The organism is Natroniella sp. ANB-PHB2 (genome assembly GCF_046097105.1).
Classification (GTDB): Bacteria; Bacillota; Halanaerobiia; order Halobacteroidales; family Halobacteroidaceae; genus Natroniella.
Genome location: NZ_CP175562.1, coordinates 2,113,443 through 2,135,715, shown reverse-complemented (window position 1 = coordinate 2,135,715; position 22,273 = coordinate 2,113,443). Strand labels below are relative to the sequence as shown.

General features: G+C 35.7%; 19 protein-coding genes. All 19 read left to right on the top strand.

Annotated features, from left to right (window positions below):
* Window positions 1-4: 4 nt before the first annotated feature.
* Window positions 5-1,594 carry a S8 family peptidase gene (locus ACKF5P_RS10595; RefSeq protein WP_408955169.1) on the top strand — a complete coding sequence of 530 codons (1,590 nt, stop codon included), beginning with the start codon at window positions 5-7 and terminating at the stop codon, window positions 1,592-1,594.
* Window positions 1,595-1,838: 244 nt separating this feature from the next.
* Window positions 1,839-2,009 (top strand): hypothetical protein, encoded by a 171-nt coding sequence (locus tag ACKF5P_RS10590; protein ID WP_408955168.1) that lies wholly within the window; start codon window positions 1,839-1,841, stop codon window positions 2,007-2,009.
* 329 nt (window positions 2,010-2,338) lie between these two features.
* The gene (locus tag ACKF5P_RS10585; RefSeq protein ID WP_408955167.1) at window positions 2,339-4,291 is read left to right on the top strand and encodes a hypothetical protein; all 1,953 of its coding nucleotides are present in this window, start codon (window positions 2,339-2,341) and stop codon (window positions 4,289-4,291) included.
* Between the two features lie 17 nt (window positions 4,292-4,308).
* Window positions 4,309-5,412, top strand: a complete 1,104-nt coding sequence (locus ACKF5P_RS10580) for an LptF/LptG family permease (RefSeq protein ID WP_408955166.1) — start codon at window positions 4,309-4,311, stop codon at window positions 5,410-5,412.
* A 127-nt stretch (window positions 5,413-5,539) separates the two neighbouring features.
* Window positions 5,540-6,622, top strand: a complete 1,083-nt coding sequence (locus ACKF5P_RS10575; protein WP_408955165.1) for an LptF/LptG family permease — start codon at window positions 5,540-5,542, stop codon at window positions 6,620-6,622.
* A gap of 166 nt (window positions 6,623-6,788) precedes the next feature.
* On the top strand, window positions 6,789-8,966 hold the full coding sequence (locus ACKF5P_RS10570; protein ID WP_408955164.1) for an LptA/OstA family protein: 2,178 nt from the start codon (window positions 6,789-6,791) through the stop codon (window positions 8,964-8,966).
* The gene (lptC, locus tag ACKF5P_RS10565; protein ID WP_408955163.1) at window positions 8,953-9,519 is read left to right on the top strand and encodes an LPS export ABC transporter periplasmic protein LptC; all 567 of its coding nucleotides are present in this window, start codon (window positions 8,953-8,955) and stop codon (window positions 9,517-9,519) included. Before ACKF5P_RS10570 ends, lptC begins: the two co-directional genes overlap by 14 nt.
* Window positions 9,506-10,117, top strand: a complete 612-nt coding sequence (locus tag ACKF5P_RS10560; RefSeq protein ID WP_408955162.1) for an LptA/OstA family protein — start codon at window positions 9,506-9,508, stop codon at window positions 10,115-10,117. The genes lptC and ACKF5P_RS10560 overlap by 14 nt, the downstream gene beginning before the upstream one ends.
* A 184-nt stretch (window positions 10,118-10,301) precedes the next feature.
* Entirely contained in the window at window positions 10,302-12,686 is a 2,385-nt protein-coding gene (locus ACKF5P_RS10555) for a hypothetical protein (RefSeq protein ID WP_408955161.1), read from the top strand.
* Between the two features lie 11 nt (window positions 12,687-12,697).
* Complete coding sequence (locus tag ACKF5P_RS10550; protein ID WP_408955160.1) at window positions 12,698-13,435, top strand: amino acid ABC transporter ATP-binding protein; 738 nt, start codon at window positions 12,698-12,700, stop codon at window positions 13,433-13,435.
* A 73-nt stretch (window positions 13,436-13,508) separates the two neighbouring features.
* Entirely contained in the window at window positions 13,509-14,351 is an 843-nt protein-coding gene (gene lpxC / locus ACKF5P_RS10545) for a UDP-3-O-acyl-N-acetylglucosamine deacetylase (RefSeq protein ID WP_408955159.1), read from the top strand.
* Window positions 14,345-14,776, top strand: a complete 432-nt coding sequence (gene fabZ / locus ACKF5P_RS10540; protein ID WP_408955158.1) for a 3-hydroxyacyl-ACP dehydratase FabZ — start codon at window positions 14,345-14,347, stop codon at window positions 14,774-14,776. Before lpxC ends, fabZ begins: the two co-directional genes overlap by 7 nt.
* Before the next feature lie 17 nt (window positions 14,777-14,793).
* Window positions 14,794-15,594, top strand: coding sequence for an acyl-ACP--UDP-N-acetylglucosamine O-acyltransferase (gene lpxA, locus ACKF5P_RS10535; protein ID WP_408955157.1), 801 nt, complete (start codon window positions 14,794-14,796; stop codon window positions 15,592-15,594).
* A 126-nt stretch (window positions 15,595-15,720) separates the two neighbouring features.
* On the top strand, window positions 15,721-16,557 hold the full coding sequence (locus ACKF5P_RS10530) for an LpxI family protein (protein ID WP_408955156.1): 837 nt from the start codon (window positions 15,721-15,723) through the stop codon (window positions 16,555-16,557).
* Window positions 16,558-16,675: 118 nt separating this feature from the next.
* Window positions 16,676-17,827, top strand: coding sequence for a lipid-A-disaccharide synthase (lpxB, locus tag ACKF5P_RS10525; RefSeq protein WP_408955155.1), 1,152 nt, complete (start codon window positions 16,676-16,678; stop codon window positions 17,825-17,827).
* Window positions 17,814-19,550: an ABC transporter ATP-binding protein gene (locus ACKF5P_RS10520; RefSeq protein WP_408955154.1), complete on the top strand. Its 1,737-nt coding sequence runs from the start codon at window positions 17,814-17,816 to the stop codon at window positions 19,548-19,550. Before lpxB ends, ACKF5P_RS10520 begins: the two co-directional genes overlap by 14 nt.
* Window positions 19,551-19,674: 124 nt before the next feature.
* A complete protein-coding gene (locus ACKF5P_RS10515) occupies window positions 19,675-20,331 on the top strand; it encodes a lysophospholipid acyltransferase family protein (protein ID WP_408955153.1) in 657 nt (218 codons plus the stop codon).
* Window positions 20,332-21,459: a tetraacyldisaccharide 4'-kinase gene (lpxK, locus tag ACKF5P_RS10510; RefSeq protein ID WP_408955152.1), complete on the top strand. Its 1,128-nt coding sequence runs from the start codon at window positions 20,332-20,334 to the stop codon at window positions 21,457-21,459.
* Window positions 21,450-22,172 (top strand): 3-deoxy-manno-octulosonate cytidylyltransferase, encoded by a 723-nt coding sequence (gene kdsB, locus ACKF5P_RS10505; RefSeq protein ID WP_408955151.1) that lies wholly within the window; start codon window positions 21,450-21,452, stop codon window positions 22,170-22,172. The genes lpxK and kdsB overlap by 10 nt, the downstream gene beginning before the upstream one ends.
* Window positions 22,173-22,273 lie beyond the last annotated feature (101 nt).

The following is a 22,273-nucleotide window of genomic DNA, read 5'->3' as shown; positions in this document are numbered from 1 at the left end:
CGAAATGAAAAAACTAATAGTTATAATTCTTATGATGTTAACTATAACTGGTTGTAGTAATACTTCTTCCCATGATGGCAACTTAGGTTATTTAACCATTGTAAATACTGAGGTTGACGAGCAAAATTTTGATCTATCCTTTAATACAAGTAGTTTAGAGTTTGAAACTGATGAGAGTGAAGGTTATCTGACACCGGAGTTATTGGTAAAATTTAAAAAAGAAGAGATGAAAGAAGAAATATTAAAAGAGTATGGGTTAAAGCTGAAAAATGAGTTAACAGGTATAGGGGTTAGCTTATTAACTGGGGTAGAAGCTGAAGAATCACAGGATTTAGTTAAAGAGTTAAATCAAAGAAAAGGAGTAGAGTTTGCTGAACTGAATCGACAGGTGAAGAGATTGGAGATAGCAAACCATCCTGATGATAAGCAGTATGAAAAACAATGGCATTATTCAGCGATCAGTTTACCACAGGCCTGGCAGGAGACTACCGGAAGTGAGGAGGTAACAGTAGCTGTAATTGATAGTGGAATTGATAAAGGGCATATTGATCTAGAGGAGCAAAAAATCAAGTTATTAGATGAGGAGAAGTATGAGGATAAGGGACTACCTAGTTCTCTTGTTGATGAAGATGAAGGTGGACATGGGACTCATGTAACAGGAACTATTGGAGCATTAGCAAGTAATCAAGATGGAGAAGTTGTAGGAACAAATTGGAATGTGACATTATTTCCAATTAGAGTTTTTGGGGAAGATTTAAACTCTAGTGGTTCTTATGGACTTGTGGCAGGAGCAATTGAATTGGCTGTTGATAATGGAGCAGATATTATTAATTTAAGCTTGGGTGGTAATTTTCCATCAAAAGCACTTAAAGAAGCAATAGATTATGCTTATCAAAATGATGTGACTGTGATTGCAGCAGGGGGCAATGAAGGTAATCCTGACCTCTTCTATCCTGCCCAGTTTGAAACTGTAATTTCTGTGGGAGCAGTTGACCATAATTTAGAACTGACTCTGTTCTCTAATTATGGTAAAAGTCTTGATTTTGTAGCTCCAGGCCAAAATATCTACTCTACGATACCTGATAATCAATATGGATATTCACATGGAACATCGATGGCAGCTCCTCATGTAGCAGGGGTAGCAGCATTGCTGTTAGCTGAAGAGCCAGACTTAACGCCAGACCAAATCAAAGAACGGCTAAAAACAACAGCTCAGGATTTAGGTGCTGAAGATGTGGGACGAGGTTGGGACTTTAAATATGGTTATGGTCTGATCAATGCTCATGCAGCAGTTACTAATGCTCAAATCGGACAAGCTGTTGTTTTTGCTGGCAAAGAGGATGGCAATCAGATTAAGTTGAAGAGTCAATTGGCAGAGGTGAGTGATGATGGTTTCTATCATTTAGAAGGGGTTGAAGAAGGAGAGTGGCATCTGTATGCTTGGATTGATCTGACAGACAGTTATAGTGATAGTAAGATAGAACAAGGTGATTACTTTGGTAAGACGGCTTATCCAGTAGGAGCAGGTTTGAATGTTGATTTTCAATTAGAATTATTGACTGAGAATGTTGAGTGGGAAATTAAAAAGCAGTGAACAATAAAAAGCATTGAATAATGAATAATTACAATAATGTGGCACTTTTGATTTGGCGGGTAGAAATGATATTTGTAGGGGCAGGTCTCTGTGCCTGCCCATGTTAAATTACGGGCGACCACGGAGAGTCGCCCCTACAAAAAGATATTCTTTTAAAAGTTACACTTTATATCAATTAAGGTATAAATTTCTTATTTAAGCTATCCCTGATTAGGAAAAGTTAATATAAAAGGAGGGGTAGATTATGGATGATGAATTACTAAATAAGATGGATCAGTTAGTAGAGGGTTTAAAACAGATGGATAATAGGTTAAACTCAGTAGAAGAGCGGCAAGAGCAGTTACAGCAGGTGATGCAAGAAGAGCAGCAAGAGGAAGAATCAAATAGGATTAGAGAGAGATTTTATCAAAATTAAATTATTAATTAAGCAGGGTCAATATTTTATGTTGGCTCTGTCTTTTTTTATTGTTAAAATTATTAGTAAGGCTTAATTAATAGTGTGGCACTTTTGATTTGGTGGGTAGAAATGATATTTGTAGGGGCAGGTCTCTGTGCCTGCCCATGTTAAATCACGGGCGACCACGGATAGTCGCCCCTACAAAAACACATTCTTTTACGAACGAAAAGTGCCACTGTATATCAATACAGCTCTATTATTTTGGAATCAATCAATAGAGGTAAATTGATGATCGATGTCTAATATAATAATTAAGAGCAAAATTCTAGGAAGAAAGGGTGAAAGTGATGAAGATGCGACTTAATTATAGAGTACTGATGATTGTTTCTTTAGTATTAATTTTAGGATTATTAGTAGGTTGTAGAGGAGAAGGTGAGTTAGAAGCTGGAGAGGTTTATTTAGAAGTAATCAACCCGGAGAATGTTATTGCTGAACTAATTCAAGATGGAGAAGTAGTTCACTCAAAGACAGGAGATCTATTACATTTTACTGAGTTAGAAGTAGGAGAGTATAGTTTAGAAGTTAGTAAAGAAGGTTATCAGAAATTTGAGACTGAGATTATAATTGCTGATGAACCGATAGTTTTGACGGAGGTAACTTTAGAAGAAAAAGAGGTAGAAAGTGAAGAAATTGAACCTAAGCCAACTGATCTCAAGTTGAATATTAAGGATAGTAATAATAATTATATAGATGCTAAGGTAGTTTTATTAGAGGAGGGTCGTGTAGTTCATTCTCAACAAGGTGGACAGGTTGAGTTTTTAGAGGTGCCACCGGGAAATTACATACTTAATGTTAGCCAAGATACTTATCAACCTATTGAACAAAAGCTAGAGCTGACAGGTGGAGAGATTATTAAAACTCTTACTTTAGAAGGGGGTAAGGTTGACCAAGAAATCCTTAGATCAACTGATGAGAAAATAATTGATATTAAGGGCTTAACAAGTGATGAAGAGTTAATAGTAGCTCTAACTCCTTTGGATATTAAATCAACTACTGGAGATAAATATAACTTTGACCTTGATCTAGTTTATTATAATTATTTTGGTGAGCGAGAAAGAATTGCAACTGATAACTCTAGTTCGAAGTTTAATTCCCAGTCGGAAGGAGGGATTGAAGATCAGATTAGGGCTAAGGAGATGGAATTGATTGAGGATAATGATTATCAGCAATTAGAGCAAAGGACTACAACAAAAGAATATAGTTTTTATGAGACGAAAGATTTCTATGTGCCTAATCTAATCAACCCGACTGATGAAGAAGAGCCAATTGTGACTGCTAAAATGGTAGGTGCAGGAGAGCATATTTATGTCTTTGTTGATAAGCGAGCTGATCTTAAGTTGAATGTAGTTGATCGTTTAGTTGAGGAGTTTGATACAAATATTTATCCGATCTTGACTGAAAAGTTTGGTCAACCATCTGATGTAGATAATAATGAAAAGATTATGATCTTATTGACTAAGTTCAATAATCCTAATACATCAGGTTTCTTTTATCCAGATGATTTGCGTCGGGATGTTGAGCAGACAAACTTTAATGATTTGCTCTATCTTAATCTAGAAAAGGGGACGGGTAGAAACTTATATCCAACGTTGGCCCATCAGTTCCAACATCTGATCTTTTATAACCAAAAGTTAGCTGCTAATCGGCAAGTAGATGATATCTGGATCAATGAAGGTTTGGCTAAATTGGCTGAAAAAGTGACAGGTTATATTGATTACGGACAAGAAGGTTGGTCCTGGGATGGAGGAAATGATTGGGTATATAGCCAATCAACAGCTCATCCTGGTTACTTCATGTTGACTGATGAGATTGCTGTGATTGGTGAAGAGTTGAGCATTCCTTATCTGGGTGGAGTAGGTTTATTTACTGTGTATTTGTATGAAGAGTATGGCGTTGAATTATTAACTACAATTATGACTGCACAGGAGAGTCCACAGCAGGTTATCATTGAAGAGACTGGTTTAGAGCTAGAGCAGATATTTTTAAATTGGATAACAACTAATATTACAGATCGAGTTGCTAGAGTTGATAGTTCTGTTTATAATTATCAATCTTTTGATCTGGTTAGAAAGCCTGAGATGTTAGAGCTTGATGATGATTATAATGGACAACTCTCAATTAGACAGAATGGAGTTCAATATCTTAGGTTATATGGTCAAAATTCTGATTTGCAACTTTCACTTACAGCTCCAGAGGAGTTAGATTTGGGAGTAGTTATTATTAGAAAGGAAAGAAATTAAGATAAAGAGGTGTTGGAGTGTTGAAATTAAAACCTCGTATAATTGACTGGTATCTATTAGCGGAATTTTTGAAACCCTTTTTGCTTTCGATCTCTATATTGACTGTGATTTTAATTAGTAACTATCTATTTGAGTTGACTGATTTAATTATTGTCAAGAGAGTTCCTATTTTAAGAATTTTAGAGTTGTTATTATATAAAATACCAAATATTTTGGTAGAGAGCTTAGCTATTTCTGTCTTATTTGCTACCTTACTTGCAATGAGCCAACTGGTTAAGAATAATGAATTAACTGCTTTAAGAATGGGAGGGGCTAGTTTAAAGAGGTTGTTGGCCCCTTTATTTATACTGGCTATGATGATCTGTTTGGTTAATTATTTAATCAGCCAACAGGTTGTACCTTGGGCCAACCATCAAGCTCAAAATATTGTTAGACAGACCATCTTAGAAGATGGCCCTCCTAATTTACAACAAGGCTCATTTTTTGAGGGGGGAGATGATAGGTATTTTTATATTCAACAGATTGATAATCGGCAGGGAAGATTAGAACAAATTATAGCTTATGAGATAGAAAAAGGAGGATTTCCTCGCTTAATAAGAGCAAAAAGAGGTTATTTTGCAGGTGAAATCTGGCGTTTAGAAGAGGGTATGATTCATAAGTTAAATGATATGGGAGAGGTGATTTATCAATCTAATTTTGATGAGATGGAGATAAATCTGAATCGAGAAATTAGAGAGTTTTATGGGCAACAACGGACGACTGCTGAAATGAGTCGGGATGAATTAAGAAGGGAGATCGATCTCTTTCAAGCGAGTGGCTTAAATGTCAGTTCATTATTGGTTGATTATCATTTGAAATTGGCTGAGGTCTTTATATCTTTAATCTTTGTTCTGCTTGCGGTGCCATTGAGTTTGAAATCAAAGCAGGGTAAGGCTTTTGGAGTGATAAGTAGTATTGTGATTATGTTTTTGTACTATTTGTTAGTCTCCGTTTTTCGCTCATTAGGCAGGAATCAAATTATAACACCATTATTAGCAGCTTGGCTACCTAATTTAATTTTTGTAGGAGTAGCAATTTATTTAATCTTTACAGAAGAATACTTTCCAGTAAAAAAGCATTGAATAATAAAGTAGTGAATATTTAATAATGAAAAAGAGAGTAGTAAATGAAGTTTAAGCGTTTTATGGTTTAGAGTATTCAATATTAAATGTTAAATATTAAATGCAATAACTTGGAGTGGGGATGGTTATGAAAGGATTAAAAATAGCTGATCGATATCTGATCTTAGAGTTCTTAAAGCCTTGTCTTTATTCTTTAGCTGCATTAGTGATAGTAATGTTGAGTGGATATTTGTTTCAACTGACTGATTTTATTATTATTCGGGAAGTTCCGATTTCAATTGTAGCTAGATTATTATTATACCGTTTACCTCCTATTATAGTACAGAGTATTGCAATAGCAACTTTGTTAGCTACTATTTTATCCTTAGGTCGGCTGGTTAAGGATAATGAGCTCACTGCTTTACAGATGGGAGGAATTAGCTTTGTTCGCTTAGTTTATCCATTATTAGCTCTAGCAATAGTGGCTAGCTCCATAATTTATACTTTGAATGAAGAGATTGTGCCTCAAGCCAATACTAATTACCAACGGATAGTACAAGAAGAGGTCCATCAAGATAAGGAGCCGGGGGTTTATACTGATCTTCTTTTTAGAGGAGGATCAGATCGCTACTTTTATGCTGAAAAAGTTGATGACCAAAAGCAACAATTAAAGCAAGTTATGATCTATCAGCAAGGAGAAGAGGAGCGAATAATTACTGCTAGAGAAGGAAGTTTTACAGAAGATAGCTGGTTGCTAGAAGAAGGAGTAATCAGTAAATTAGATACTGATGGTTATTTAATCAAAAGGGATAGTTTTATAGATTTAGAAGTAGAAGTTGGGCGTGATTTCAGACAGTTTTATCAATATAATAGCAGACAACCAAGTGAAATGAATCGTAAGCAATTACGAGAACAGATAGCTTTATTTACAAAAGCTGGGATTGAGACTAATCGCTTGTTGGTAGAGTACCATTTTAAATTAGCAGAGGCTATTTTACCATTGATCTTTGTCTTGATTGGTGCTCCATTGAGTATCGGTTCTGAAAAAGGTAGACTTTTTGGGATTATAGTCAGTATTATTATTATCTTTATTTATTTTGCTGTGATCTCTATCTTTCGTTCGTTAGGTGGAAATGGAGTTGTTGATCCTTTTTTAGCAGTTTGGATTCCTAACTTTTTGGTCAGTGGGGTAGGAGTTTATCTATTGGTCAAGAAAAATTACTTTACTTAAGTTATATATTGCTTTAATCAGTCACCAATTACTAGTTACTATATAGAAAGGAGGAGTAGCAATCAAAGCTATTAGTTACAGATTTTATCTAATATTAATTATAGTTTTACTTTCCTCATCAGTGGCCTTAGCAACAGAAGAAAAAGTCAATCTTGAGGCTGATCAGGTGCTTTATTTTCGAGAGGAGCAGTTGATTAAAGCTATTGGATCTGCTTATTTGGTGACTGGTGAGATGAAGATTGAAGCTGATGAAATGGAGATAGATTTAGCCCAAAACAAATTAATAGCTACCGGTGAGGTCAAGATTAAAGAAGGAGATGGCCAATATAATGCTGAATCTTTAGAGCATGATTTAGAAGCTAAACAGGGGATCTTGGTTGAAGGGGAAGGGATAGTTATTGCTTCTAATATTGAGGAACCGATTTATTTGGAGAGTCCCGAGGTTAACTATAACCCAGAAGAGATTGAAACGAGAGATACTTACTTTACAACGTGTGATCGTGAAAAATCCCATTATTACTTCAAGGCTAACAATTTAGTTATTTACCCTGGTGATAGAATTATAGCTAAGCATGTTGTCTTTTGGGAAATGAGTGGTAAGTTACCATTGTTTTATTTACCAATAGTAGTCTACTCATTACGGGATCACGAGCCTGGCTTTTATCCTCAGGCTGGTTATAGTAGGCAGAGAGGTTGGTTTATTAAGACTACATATAATTATTATTTAGGTTCTGATTATGAGAATTGGCCCGCTTCAGCATTAGAAGGGGATTTTGGCCAATTATATCTCGATTATTTTAGCAAAATGGGTTTTGCTGGAGGATTTAAGCATTATTATCGCTCTCACGAAGATGAGCAAGCTTACCTTTATCTTTATTTAGAAGATGACAAACGTGAGCAAGATTATGGACCTTGGGTTAGTACAGAGCTTGATCGGAAGATAAAGTTAGATAATGGTGAGCGAAACTTTAATTTAGCTTATCAAAATCATTATTTTAATTACTTAACCAATCCTCAACATGGTACTTGGTTTGATCTTGATTTTGATCAATCTCTTGAATTTGATAATTGGGCCAACCAAGTTACGATAGGTTACAGGCAGGATCAAAGTTATCAACATCGCTTTGATTTAGGATTGAGTTTTGATAAGTTGAGAGATAATTTTTATGATGATCGTTTAGCAATCGGTCTTGATTATGGTTATACTGAAAGAGAGGAGATCCTTAATTCATATGGGTTAGAAGCTGATTATCGGACTTATTTTACAAATGATCTCTATCTTGATTATGAATTAGATCTTGATTATGAGACTGCTATGCAACATGAGTATGGAGAGTATGATACTGCTATTGGCTTAACTGAGAAGCAAAGGGCCTATGACTGGAGTATTGAGGCTGATATACAAGGTGATACTAAAGAGGTTAAAAGTTATTATTTGCCTAAATTTGAGTTGGAGTTGGCCCCTGCTCGGTTATTGGGGGTGGATTATTTGACTAATTTGGAAGTGGGTTTAGGAGGTAGTAATCGTTATCAACTAAACTGGAAAGATACAAAGAAACATGGTTATTTTGAAGGTAGCTATCAGGATAATTTAAATTTAACTTCTGCCCATCGCCTTAATTATCAGCAATCTATTCGACAGGATATCTATGATCAAGATTATGCTCATTGGTCTTATGATAGTGACTTGAACCTATTCAGTGATCTAGGAGAAAATTGGACTAATCGACTTAGTTATCGGTATCAGACAGTCCAGGGAATGGCTCCAGATAGTTTCTCGACAGTTAATGACCGCCACAAGCTAGATGAGAGATTATTATGGCGTCAAGGTAGAAGTAGATTCCAAGTGACAACAGGATATGATTTTTTGACCGAAAGGTATGATGATTTAGAACAGAGCTTAAACTATCAATTTAGTAAAGAGTATCAACTAGAGAATATACTTTCTTATGACTTAAACAAAGGAAAATTTAAACAATTTGCTACTACCTTCAAAATGGAAAAAGATAATCTCGATTACCAAACAGGGCTTCGCTTAGATCTGAATGATTTAGAAATGATCAGATGGGATAATAGTTTAGATTGGACAACAGGGCAGTGGAATATTAAGTTAAATAGTAGTTATGATCAACCTAATGGTCGGTTTATAACTGCTAATCTGGCAGTGGAAAAGGATCTTCATTGCCGAAAGTTGACTCTATCTTATGATCATCTTGACCAAGAAGTCTGGTTACAGTACCAGATAACAGCTTTTCCTGAACAAGAGCTAAAATTTGGTAGTAGTGAAGGAGAAGGAATGTTATTTGATACAGATTTAGGGGGGCTACTTGATGAAACGGACTAGCTTGTATTTATTAGTAATTATAGTTATGTTAGGTTTCAGTTTAGTAGTATTTTTAGAGGGTGAGGAGGAAGAAGGAGAGCAAGTTGATTATCAACATAAAATTAAAGAAGCAAGAGTTGTCAGTTATCTAGATCGAGATCGGAGATGGGATTTACTCTTAGAGGAGGTTATAGAACCACTAGCTACTGATGAAGAGCAGTTAGAAAGAATAGTTGCTCATCAAGTTAAAGAGGGAAAGTTTTTTGAAGGGGAGCAAGTTAGGTATAATTTAGCTGTAGAACGTTTGATTTATGATCAGCAGAGTGAGAACTTAGAATTAAGAGGGAATGTCCAATTAAAAGAGAGTATGGGCCAAGAAATTAAGACTGAAAGGTTAGATTGGCTAGCAGAGGATCAAAAGTTTAGAACGGATAGTTCAGTAATTTATCTGTTTAATGATGGTCAATTGTCTGCTGGAGGAATGATAGTTGATTTGACAGAAGAGATAATTGACTTTAAAGCTGGAGTAGAGATGACTTTTAATTTTGAAGGGGCTGACAATGATGAAGAATAAATCGATAATCATCTTATTATTGTTGCTACTATTTACATCTGTTGTTGATGCAGAAGAAGGGACATTAAAGTCTGAGCAACTCCGTTATTTAAAAGAAGAAGAGATCTATTTAGCTAGAGGGGATATATATTTTTCTTATCAAGAAGATGAAATTACCGCTGAGCATTTAGAGATGAACCGTAATACAGAAGAGCTTGTCTTTAGTGACGATGTTTACCTTGAGCAGATAGATGGCGATCAGATCTGGGGCCAACAGTTAATCTTAAAATTACAGGAAGATCTATTGATTGTTGAGGATGAGGTACGGCTTAAAACAGAAAAAGAAGGAAAGTTATTAGACTTAAGAGCTGATTATCTAGAAATTTTGACGGCTAGTGATGATCTGTTAGCTAGGGGTGATTTATTTATAATCTATGATGGACAGGAAATTAAAGGTGAGAAACTGGATTATCAAGCTACTAAAAATGAGATTATTATTACAGATAATGTTGTAGTTAGAGAAGATGGTCAATGGTTACAGGCCAAAAAGCTTGTAATAGATTTAGAAACAGGTGATTTTGATGCTACAGAAAATGTTAAATTAGAATTTGAGCTTTAAAGTTAGGAGTTAGAGAGTTTAAATTGTGCTCTCTAACTTTTTTTGTTATAATATCCTAGAAGGTAATACTTAATTATTATAAAACTAAGTAATTAATTCATTTCAATCCATTAATTACAGGAAGGATTTTGTTTACTCCTCCTTTCTTTGAATGTTATAATAGGGGAGGATAGGAGTGAAAAAAATGCTTCTTCTAAGATCTAATTTTGGGAAGGATATCATTCTTTTATTTGTAGTAACGATTATTGTTAGCACATTACTTTCGTTAGTTGTAGGGAATTTAGCCGATTTTTATTTTGGAGATACAGTCAATGAACTACTTGGAGATTATGGAGAGTATGATTTGGCACTGATTGTTGATAAAGATTTAAAAAAAGAGGCTAAAAGACAAGCACAAGAGGTAATTGATACTAAATTAGATGGTTCTGAATTAGTTACAGGGATTGAGTTAGCAGGAAAAACCAATTTTTTCATCAAATTGGCTGATCAATATCAAAACCAAGAGACTTATACTCGGGTAAATGATTATTTTGAAGGTTTACCTGGATATAACAATTTATCACTGATGACTGAACCACGGATTACAGTCCAAGGTTTACAAGCAGATAGTGGTCAATTTTTACAGCAAAAAGTTAAAGCCTTATCAGGAGTTGAGTTTTCATTTATTGATGGTGATAAATTAGAGGTTATCGTGACAGATGCTGAGTTATTACCATCTGTGCAAGAAAAAGTAGAGGATTTAATGGCACAATATCAAGTCTTGACAGTTCGGTTTCCAATTGATCAACAAGCAGAAAATTTGTTGGCTTTAGGTGATCAACTGGCAGGAGCAGTTAATGAAGAATATCAAATTGAGGCTGAAAATATTACAAAGACGGACTTTAGTGATTTAGATTCTTTAGTCAAGACGATGAGTGAGATGAAAAACTTCTTAGATAGTTATGCTACTGTAGTTGAGATTGAGTTAGAAGATGAAGCTGATTTAAATCTAGGATCTCAACTTGCTATTCCTGCTCAAGATCAAGAGCAGGTTATCTTACGGGTAACTGAACTGGATGGTCAGTTGGCCCGAGCAGTCATAACTGCTGGAGATAGTACTGAGGTTTTAGGGGAGAGCGCTTATCAATTAGCAGATGGTAAGTTAAGATCCAAAGCAGGTAGTTTACAAATTAATAACCCCCGTCAAGAGCTAGCCTATGCTGTGGAGCAAATGTCTAAACTGGTTCCACAACTAGATGCTGTTTTTGCTAGAACTGATAATTTATTGACTGAGTTGATGGAGGTTATTGCTGCTTTTGAAGAGTTAACGAAAACAGTAGAAGAGATTAATTATTTAACTACTAGATTAGATGGGTTTGGGCAAGGAGAGTTTGAGATTGAACAATTACAGAGTACTTTGCAGAGTTTAGAAGATAATTTAGCTAACTTAGTTACTTTAATTAATAGATTAAATTATGCCCAAAGCTTAATTATCGAATTCCAAGATTTTTTAGCAACAACGCAAACTGAATTGAGAATGCAAAGTAATAACTTAGAACCGACCAGCCCTTATCGACAGCAATTAGAAGAGTTAATAGTTAATCTAGCTGAATTAGAAAGAAGGGTCGATAATAATACAGCTGAAATTATAGAAGTCATTGATCAGTACAATCCATTATTGACTGAAGTGACTTCTTGGCAAGAGGATATTATAACAGTTAATCAGGTATTAGCTAATTTAGAAGCTGGAGATGAAGAGCGAGCTGAAGCGTTAGTAGCTGATTTGACAACTGGTGATTTATTTACAGAATTAAATGAGGTTCAGCAGCAATCTTTAGCACTTGACTTAGCTGAATTAGAAAAAGAGGTAGCAAGTTTACAGAGGTTGGATTTTGAAGCAATTGTTGAAGAGTTGGAATATATTCAGCAAGCTTTGCCAAAACTAAGAGATGAAGAGATTACTGGCAGTATTGATTTAATAGATCAGCATTTATCAGGAAGTGTTATTCCCGGTGCAGAAATTTCCTTATTAGTACCTGTTGAAGCTGACTTAAAAGGTGCTGAACTTATAGTTGAGCAGGAGTTAGGAACTGGGTTATCATCTTATACCTCACAAGTAGGGATTATCAATCCTGATCTGAGAGGGCAGATCTATCAGATTTTAAGCGAGGTTAAGACATTATTAATGGCTTTAACTGCGATAATTTCTATTTTATTCTCTTTGTTATTTGATCAAACTCTACTGATTAATGCTATTAGATTGATTGAAAGTGCTCAGAATAAAAAGCAATGGGTTGACTTAGGTAGTTGTTATGGATTCTTAATAGGAGCCAGTTCATTAGGAGTTACCTTTTATTTAACTGGAGCTGAAATACCATATATTCCTTTCTATATTAGCTTTTTAGTAGGTGGGGTATTAGGGATTATAGCAGCTAAAAAAGCTAAGGCAATGAATGAAATTTCACAAAATGAATTTAGAGCAGGTCAAGCTTTTGGCTTTAATTATGCTCAAATTATGCAAGAAATTATAATTCCTACTAGTAAGCCTGGATTATTAAAACTATTAAATAAGAGGAAGGTCTATTTTTAATGGAGGAAACAATGTTACAAGTCAATAACCTAACTAAAAGTTATGGGCCAACTCAAGTTTTAACTGGAGTCGATTTTAAGGTGAATAAAGGAGAGACTGTTGCGATTATGGGGCCAAGTGGCTGTGGTAAATCGACAACAATTCGCTGTATTAATCGCTTGACTGAGCCTGATGGTGGAGAGATTATCTTTAAAGGAACTCCAGTCTTAGAGTTGCCTGAACAACAATTACTCTCGCTAAGAAAAGAGATTGGTTTTGTATTTCAGAACTTTAATTTAATCAATCGACTGACAGTGTTAGAAAATATTATTTTGCCTATGATTAAGACTGAAGCTAAGGCTTGTAAGCAAGAGTTAGAGCAGAAGGCATTACAGGTTTTAGAAAAGGTTAAGTTAGCAGATAAGGCTAATAGTTCTATTGAGCAGTTGAGCGGGGGTCAAAAGCAGCGTGTAGGAATTGCCCGGGCGTTAATGATCGACCCGAGTTTATTGTTATTAGATGAACCGACTGCTTCTTTAGATCCAATCTTGGTTAGAGAGGTACTAGAGGTTATTGAAGAGTTAACTGACTTGCAGGATACAGCAATTATTATTGTAACTCATGAGGTATCCTTTGCTTTACAGGTTGCTGATTTGATCTTGTTGATGGATCAAGGTAAGATTGTAGAGCAAGGGAGTCCTGCTGAGATCTTTGCTGCTCCCCAGTCTGAAGTCGGTCAAAAGTATAAAAGATTAATGGAGTATTATTAAACTCAAGTCAATAAGCAGGAAAATAACAAGCTTTATTGAATTAGTAAAGAGTTCAAAAGGAGGAAGTAGGTTGGTGAGGAAACAGCAGACAATCAAGAAAAAATTTAGTTATACAGGAGTTGGTCTTCATACTGGTGAAGATGTAACAATTACTTGTAAGCCTTTAGCAGTTAATCAAGGGATTAAATTTAAAAGAGTTGATCTACCAGAGCAGCCTGAGTTAGAGGTAACTGTAGAAAATGTATATTCAACCATAAGATGTACTACATTGGGAACTGATAAGTGGCAAATTAATACTGTAGAGCATTTTTTAGCAGCAATAAGTGCTTTTCAAATAGATAATCTATTAATTGAAATAGATGCTAATGAGCCTCCAGTTACTGATGGGAGTGCTAAAGTCTTTTGCCAATTCTTACAAGAGGCTGGGGTTGAAGAGCAAGAAGAGGAAGTAACAATTTATCAGATTGATCAGCCGCTATATGTGAGAAAAGGTGGTCAGTATTTGACTATATTACCAAGTGATCAATTTAAGATTAGTTATACTTTTGTAAGTAACCATCAAGGATTGACCGATCAATTTGCTGAATATGTTATTTCTAAAGAAGTATTTAATGAAGAGATCAGTTCAGCACGAACTTTTGGTTTTGCACATGAGGTAGAGAAATTGCAGAAGGCAGGTCTAGCTTTGGGAGGCAGTCTTGATAATGCTATCTTGATTGCTGATGATGGCCCTATTAATAAACTACGCTTCAGTAATGAGATTGTAAGGCATAAAATTTTAGATATTGTAGGAGATATGAAGTTAATACCAGAGTTTAGAGGGCATATTATTGCTGTTCGTTCTGGACATGAGTTAAATTTTGAATTAGCTAAAAGAATAAAAGGATTAATTACTAAGGAGGAGTTATCATGTTAGATATTACTGAGATTAAGAATGTTTTACCACATAGATATCCATTTTTATTAGTTGATCGAATTTTGGAGGTTATAGAAGGAGAAAAAGTAGTCGGGTTGAAGAATGTAACAACAAATGAAGAGTTCTTCAATGGTCATTTTCCTGGACATCCAATCATGCCTGGTGTTCTAATTTTAGAGGCAATGGCTCAAGTGGCTGGTGTTGGTTTATTAAAATCAGTAGATAAGCCTGAAGATAAGGTTCCTTATTTTGGTAGAATCGATAATGTTAGGTTTAGAAAGCCTGTTCAACCTGGGGATCAATTAATTATTGAAGTTGAGATCGTTAAATTAAGGGGTAAGGTTGGTAAAGTAGAAGCTAAAGCATTTGTTGATGATGAGGTAGTAACTGAAGCAACATTAACCTGTGCAATCCAAGATAAATAATTAGATAGGGGGGAGAAATGATGAATAATAATGTTTTACAGCTTAATAACATTCATGAGACAGCTGTAATTGAATCTGGAGCAGAGATTGCTAAAGATGTTAAAATTGGCCCGTATGCTGTCATTGGAGAGAATGTAAAGATCGATTCAGGAACTGAAATTGGAGCACATGCTGTAATTAAAGGCTGGACTAAAATAGGGAAAAATAATAAAATCTTTAATGGAGCGTCAATCGGTCAAGAGCCACAGGATTTGAAATTTAAAGGGGAAGAGAGCTATTTAGAAATTGGTAATGGGAATACCATTCGAGAATTTGCTACAGTTCATCGTGGAACTGAAACAGGTGGTGGAATAACTAAGGTCGGTGATGATAATTTAATTATGGCTTACTGCCATGTAGCTCATGATTGTCAATTAGGTAATAATATTATTATGTCAAATGCTGCTAATTTGGCAGGACATGTAATCGTTGAAGATTCAGCAGTAATTGCTGGCTTAACTGGAGTTCATCAATTTGTGAGAATTGGTAAGATGGCTATGGTAGGGGCTGGCTCTAAGGTAGTTAAAGATGTACCACCTTATGTTTTGGTTGATGGACATCCAGCCAGTGTCAGTGGTATCAATGTTGTTGGATTAAGAAGAAATGAAGTTGAACCTGGATTAAGGCGCAAGATTAAACGAGCTTATAAAATTCTTTATCGTTCTAATTTAAATATGTCACAAGCAATCGAAAAGATGGATCAAGAATTGGATAGTAGTCCTATGGTCGAGCATTTCTTAAGATTTTTACGTAATGCTCAACGTGGCATCTGTCGGTAAGATATTGAATATTGAATAATGAATAGTTTGAAACCACTTAAAAGGAATTATATACTTTAGGGTTTTGAATTTCAACTATTAAGTGTTAAATATTAGATATTAATTGTTTCACCGAGGGGGTTAGGTATGGCTAAATTAGGTTTGATAGCAGGTGATGGTAATTTGCCCGTTCTATTTGCTCAAGCAGCTACTGCTCAAGGAATAGATTTAGTAGTAATTACTGTTACTCCAGAAGCAGCAAGTGATGAGTTGAACAAAATTGTAGATAAATCACATCAGATTAATGTAGGCCAATTAAAAGAAATTATTACTACCTTACAGAATGAAGAGGTAGATCAAGTTGTAATGTTAGGCAAGGTAACCAAGGAGTTACTTTTTCAGGGTCTTAAATTGGATCAAGAGTTTAAAAATCTGTTAAGCCAACTGGATGAGAAGAATGATGATGCGATTATGTTGGCGATTGTAGATAGGTTGGCTAAAGCAGGAATTAAAGTTAGTGACCAGACTAAGTTCATTGCTGAGTTATTTCCTCAGCCGGGAGTCCTAACTGAAATTAAACCCCAAGCAGAGGTTTTAGATGATATGAAATTAGGTTTTAGGCAGGCAAAAGAGATTGGTCGATTAGATATAGGACAGACAGTAGTCGTCAAAGATGGAGCAGTGATGGCTGTGGAAGCAATAGAAGGGACTGATCAAGCTATCTTGCGTGGAGGTCAGTTGGGTCGAGGTAAAGTAGTTGTAGCTAAGGTTAGTAAACCTGAGCAGGATCAGCGATTTGATATTCCAACAGTAGGTTTAGAAACATTAGAGAATTTGATTGAGGTAGATGCAGCAGGATTGATAATTGAAGCTCGAGAGACTTTTATTGTTGACCAGGAGGAGTTTATCAAACGAGCGGAAGAGGCAGGGATTTCAATAGTAGCAATGACAGAAGAATCGGCAGAGAAGTTAGAAATAAATTGATAGTTAGAACTAAAAAAAGAAGGACAAAAGATTTAGGAGTTATATTTTAATAATTTAATTTAGAGGTTTTTAACTGTCAATTTTAAATTGTATACTGAACTTAGAAGTTGGTGATTTAATGGAAAAGGTAATGGTGGTAGCAGGAGAAGCTTCTGGTGATATGCATGCTGCTAGAGTCGTTAAAGAATTAAAGGAGTTAAACCATGATTTAGAGTTTGTTGGTATGGGGGGCCAACAAATGGCTGAAGCTGGAGTGGAGTTATTATATGACCCTACTAAATTGAGCACGATTGGATTTGTAGAAGCAGCTAAGCATTTGAAGTTGATGTATCAAATACTTCATAAATTGGAGCTGGCAATGAAGCGGGAAGAACCAGCAGTGATTTTATTAGTTGATTATTCAGGATTCAATATGAAGGTGGCCAAAGTAGCCCAAAAGTGTGGTATTCCTACTGTTAATTACTTTGCTCCTTCAGCTTGGGTCTGGGGCCAATGGCGGGCCAAGAAGATGGCTAAGCGTGATGTTACGATTGCTTCTGTCTTTCCGATGGAGGAGAAGGTCTATCGTCAGGCAGGAGCTGAGGTAGAGTTTGTTGGACATCCGATCTTAGATATTGTTGATCCTGACTTGGATATTACATCATTTCGTAAAAATTACAAATTATCCTCTGAACAGACAATAGTTGGCATTTTACCTGGTAGTAGGCAACAGGAGATTGATCAACTATTACAACCAATGTTAAAAGCAGCTTGCCAACTAGAAGAAGATTACCAAGGAGAGCTTAAATTTTTATTACCAGTAGCAGATACAGTCTCTAATTCTGATTTAGAAGCAAAAATCAAGCAGTATGATTTGGAGGTTGAGTTGATTACTGGTCAATCTTATCAGGTGATGAAAGTGGCTGATCTCTTATTAACTGCATCAGGAACTGCTACTTTAGAAGCGACTTGCTTTAAGACACCGATGGTAATTATCTACAAGACATCACTGACCACTTATCTATTAGGTAAATTATTAGTCAAGATACCTTATGTTGGGTTGCCTAATATTATTGCTGAAGCGGAGATTGTACCTGAGTTGTTACAAGGTGATGTAACAGGAGCTAAGATAGCGGATGAGGCTCTAAAGATTCTAAATTCAAAATCTAAACAAGAGAAGATCAATGAAGAATTAGCTCAAGTGATTAAACGACTAGGAGATGAAGGAGCAATTAAGCGAGTAGCTAATTTGGTTTTAGCTACGGGGGGTATCAGGAATGGAACTAGCTAAAAGAGTTTTAAAGTACCTTAAACCATATAAAGGACGGTTAGTATTAGGGATTATCTGTATGTTATTGAATGCGGCAGTTTCGATCTTCTTTTTTGAGCAGTTTGGTAGATTTATGGATTCAATTATTAGTAGTCTTTACGAGCATGAAGCTGGAATGGCAGATCTTAATCTATTGATTGTAGTTATGTTCTTTATCTTCTTCTCGCGAGCTATCTTTTATTATGGGCAGAAGTATTTAACTGCTTATGTCTCACAGAATGTAGTCAAGGATTTAAGAAATGATCTCTATTATAATTTACAGAACTTATCATTGGATTTTTATGCTGAGCATAAGACAGGAAGAATTATGTCTCGAGTGACCAATGATGTTGGTATTTTAGAGGGAGCTATTGTTTCAGGAGCAATCGGTATTTTCAGTTATATCTTTCAAGTGGTTGGTGGAGTAGGTAAGTTATTTTATGATAATTGGCGGTTGAGTGCTTTTGCGTTTATTCTCTTTCCTTTGATTGCTTATATTATTGATTATTTTAATCGGCGGATTAGAAAGGTCAGTAAGAGAGCTCAAGTTAAGATTGCTGATGTATCTGATATCTTACAGGAGACGATTAGTGGGGTGCGAGTTGTTAAATCATTCCAGCGTGAAGATTATGAATATCAACGCTTTGAGGAGTTAAATTATAGTAATTTCAGGGCCAACATGAAACATTCACAATTGAAGGCTGTATTATCCCCAGTTACTGAATTTTTAGCTGAGATTTCATTTGTTGTTGTTTTATGGTATGGAGGACGTCAGGTGATGATTGGACATATGAGCCCTGGTGAGTTGACAGGATTTTTTACCTTATTATTATATTTGACGACTCCATTACGAAAATTAACCAAATTATCAGGGACTATTCAGCGGGCTTTAGCTGCTGCAGAACGAATCTTTGAATTTATGGATTTTGAGCCTACTATTAAAGAGCATAAAGATGCTCAAAAGATAGAGCAGATAGAAGGGACTATTGAATTTGAAGATATCAATTTCAGTTATGATGGTGATGAATTGGCTTTAGAGGGTATCAATTTAAAGGTTGAGCCAGGTCAGATGGTAGCTTTGGTTGGCCCTAGTGGAGCTGGAAAATCTACCTTAGTTAATTTAGTACCTCGTTTTTATGATCCTGAAGCAGGACAGATCAAATTAGATGGAATCGATATCAAAAATCTTAAGTTAGATTCATTACGGGATAAGATAGGAATTGTTCCTCAAGAGACGGTCTTATTTGGTGGAACGATTAAGGAGAATATTCTATATGGTGATTTAGAAGCTAGTGAGCAGGAAGTTATTAAGGCTGCTCAAGCTGCTAATGCTCATAAATTTATTTTGGAGTTGGCTGAAGGTTATGAAACTGAAATTGGTGAGCGTGGTAGTGGCTTATCAGGGGGCCAAAAGCAACGGATTGCTATTGCTCGAGCTATCTTAAAAGATCCACAGATCTTAATTTTAGATGAGGCAACTTCTGCTTTAGATACAGAGTCAGAAGCCTTAGTTCAAGAGGCTCTAGATCGATTGATGCAAGAGCGGACAACCTTTGTGATTGCCCATCGTTTATCGACTATCTTAGATGCTGATCAGATTGTAGTAATGGAAGAAGGTCGGATAGTTGAAGTTGGTACTCATCAACAGCTATTAGAAGAAGATGGAGTCTATCGTAATCTATATGAGGTGCAGTTTAATAAATAGCTATAACGGACAATGTATAATTTACAATTTACAGTTAAAGACCGACTTTTTAAAATCAAAGGCATTTACAGGCTCTTAATGTACATTTTGTTAATTGCACATTAAGATAAAGGCAGGTGATAATATGAAGGAGCAGCTAAAGTTAAAATTAATTCCTAACTTGGCATTGTTACTGGCTAGAATGATCAATTCAAGCCTCAGATTAGAGGTTCGAGGAGAAGAGAGAGTAAATAAGTTACTAGCTGGTGATAAGTCAATTATTTTTGCTCTTTGGCACGGACAGTTATGGCTACCTAGTTATCATTTTCGTGATCAAGGTTATGTTGCTTTGGCCAGTCAAAGCCGCGATGGAGAGTATATTTCCCGGTTGTTACAGAAGTTAGGTTGGGAGGTAGTTCGAGGTTCAACATCTCGTGGTGGAGCTCGTTCACTACTAAGATTGGTTAAAAAGCTACGCCAAGGAAAGCATATAGCCATTACTCCTGATGGGCCAAGAGGGCCAATTCATCAAGTTAAGCCGGGGGTTGTTTATTTGGCCCAGAAAACGGATAGTATAATAATACCTATCGGAGTTTCCTATACTAAAAAGAAGATCTTTAGTAGTTGGGATCATTTCTGGTTACCTGCTCCTTTCAGTAAAGCAGCTTTAGTATATGGAGCAGGATTAGAGATTAAAGAAGATAAATTATCGAATGTAGAAATTGAAGACTATCAAAGGTTATTAGGACAAAAAATTAATCAAGCAGGTCAAGCTGCTGAAAAGGTATTAGGTGATCAATAAATGGGAGTAGAAGATTATTTGCTTGAAGTAGTCCAAGGTAATAAGACTGGGATTGTTGCTCATATTTTGTTGATTATATTAAAGCTGCTTTCTAAAATTTATGGTGTAGGTATTTTTATTAGAAAGAAGTTATATCAATGGGGTTTTAAAAAAGAAAAAGTCTTAGCTGCTAAAGTGATCAGTGTCGGTAACATTACAGTTGGGGGTACAGGTAAGACCCCATTAGTTAAATTATTAGCCTTGACTTTATTAGAAGCAGACTATCAGGTTGTGATCTTGAATCGAGGTTATAAAGCTGATTTTTCTGGGGATATTGGAGTAGTATCGGATGGCAAATCGATCTTAATGGATGCTAAACAAGCAGGAGATGAAGCGTTTATGTTAGCTAAGGAGTTACCCCAGGTGCCAGTTATTATTGGCCCGGCTCGTAAGCAGACAGGAACTTATGCTTCGCAGAGATTTAAGCCTGACTTTATTATTTTAGATGATGGGTTTCAACATTGGCAAGTGGCAAGGGATTATGATTTAGTAGTCATCGATGCTACTAATCCGTTTGATAATGGAGAGTTGTTACCACGAGGGTTATTAAGAGAACCAGTAAGCAGTTTAGATAGAGCTCATGCTTTCTTATTGACTAAATCTGATCAAATTAAGCAGTCCCAATTGACTGAGATTAAACATAGATTGATTGAGATTAATCCAGCAGCTACAATTATTACAACTAAACATCAGCCGACTTATTTGCGCAAATTAGTTAGTGATAGAAAGCAGGAAGTTGATTTGACAGATCAGAAGACACTAGCAGTATCTGGAATTGGCAACCCTGAATCCTTTGAGCAGACCCTTGTAGATTTAGGAGCAGAGGTAGTAGATCAGATTAGATTTAGAGATCATCATCAATATTCTAAAGATGAAATTGTTGAAATTTTTAGCTTGGCTAGTGAAGTTAATGTTGATCGAATTATCACAACAGAAAAGGATGCAGTTAGCATTAAACCACAGTTAGTAGCTGAGATTGGGCAAGAGAGGATAGATTTTGATGTATTAGGAATTGAAATGAAGATTATTAATTCACAGAATAAATTTTCTGATTTAGTCTCTAAAATGGAGGTGGCAAGATGCAAGTGACAGGAATCATACCAGCCCGCTATGCTTCGACTAGGTTACCGGGCAAACCGTTAAAAGAAATTGCTGGACAACCTATGATTGAGCATGTATATCGACAAGCTATAGCAGCTGATAGCTTAGATCAAGTGATTGTAGCAACAGATGATCAACGGATCTATCAAGCAGTTGAAGATTTTGGTGGTCAGGTAGAAATGACTTCTAAGCAACATCAGACAGGAACTGATCGCTTAGCTGAGGTTGCTCAAAATTTAGATACAGGGATAATTGTAAATGTTCAAGGGGATGAACCATTATTAAATCCTAAGATGATCGATCAAGCAGTTGAACCTTTATTAGATGATTCTACAATTCAGATGGGTACTTTAAAACATAAAATTACTGAGCAAGAAGAGATTGAAAGTCCACATATTGTTAAGGTAATAACTGATCAGGATGGTTTTGCACTTTATTTTTCTCGAGCAGCGATCCCTTATCCTCGCCAAGCAACTGGACTGAATTATTATAAGCATATTGGGCTTTATGTCTATCGTCGTGATTTTTTACTTAACTATACGGAAATGAAACAGACACCATTAGAAAAAGAAGAGTCATTAGAACAGCTAAGAGTATTAGAGAATGGTTATCGGATCAAAGTAGTTGAGACTGAATATCAAGCAATTGGGGTTGATACACCGGAAGACTTGGAAAGAGTTAGAAGGGCAATTAATAATTAATATTTAATAATTTAAGATTAAAAGATCAAAAACTTGGACTACGAATTCACATAAACTTACACTAATAATAAATAGTTTAAAAATAAAAGCAAGCAAAGATA

Coding starts and splice junctions, on each gene's coding strand:
- ACKF5P_RS10595 (WP_408955169.1), top strand. CDS start 5: ATGAAAAAACTAATAGTTATAATTCTTATGATGTTAACTATAACTGGT.
- ACKF5P_RS10590 (WP_408955168.1), top strand. CDS start 1,839: ATGGATGATGAATTACTAAATAAGATGGATCAGTTAGTAGAGGGTTTA.
- ACKF5P_RS10585 (WP_408955167.1), top strand. CDS start 2,339: ATGAAGATGCGACTTAATTATAGAGTACTGATGATTGTTTCTTTAGTA.
- ACKF5P_RS10575 (WP_408955165.1), top strand. CDS start 5,540: ATGAAAGGATTAAAAATAGCTGATCGATATCTGATCTTAGAGTTCTTA.
- lptC (WP_408955163.1), top strand. CDS start 8,953: ATGAAACGGACTAGCTTGTATTTATTAGTAATTATAGTTATGTTAGGT.
- ACKF5P_RS10560 (WP_408955162.1), top strand. CDS start 9,506: ATGATGAAGAATAAATCGATAATCATCTTATTATTGTTGCTACTATTT.
- ACKF5P_RS10555 (WP_408955161.1), top strand. CDS start 10,302: ATGCTTCTTCTAAGATCTAATTTTGGGAAGGATATCATTCTTTTATTT.
- ACKF5P_RS10550 (WP_408955160.1), top strand. CDS start 12,698: ATGTTACAAGTCAATAACCTAACTAAAAGTTATGGGCCAACTCAAGTT.
- fabZ (WP_408955158.1), top strand. CDS start 14,345: ATGTTAGATATTACTGAGATTAAGAATGTTTTACCACATAGATATCCA.
- lpxA (WP_408955157.1), top strand. CDS start 14,794: ATGATGAATAATAATGTTTTACAGCTTAATAACATTCATGAGACAGCT.
- ACKF5P_RS10530 (WP_408955156.1), top strand. CDS start 15,721: ATGGCTAAATTAGGTTTGATAGCAGGTGATGGTAATTTGCCCGTTCTA.
- lpxB (WP_408955155.1), top strand. CDS start 16,676: ATGGAAAAGGTAATGGTGGTAGCAGGAGAAGCTTCTGGTGATATGCAT.
- ACKF5P_RS10520 (WP_408955154.1), top strand. CDS start 17,814: ATGGAACTAGCTAAAAGAGTTTTAAAGTACCTTAAACCATATAAAGGA.
- ACKF5P_RS10515 (WP_408955153.1), top strand. CDS start 19,675: ATGAAGGAGCAGCTAAAGTTAAAATTAATTCCTAACTTGGCATTGTTA.
- lpxK (WP_408955152.1), top strand. CDS start 20,332: ATGGGAGTAGAAGATTATTTGCTTGAAGTAGTCCAAGGTAATAAGACT.
- kdsB (WP_408955151.1), top strand. CDS start 21,450: ATGCAAGTGACAGGAATCATACCAGCCCGCTATGCTTCGACTAGGTTA.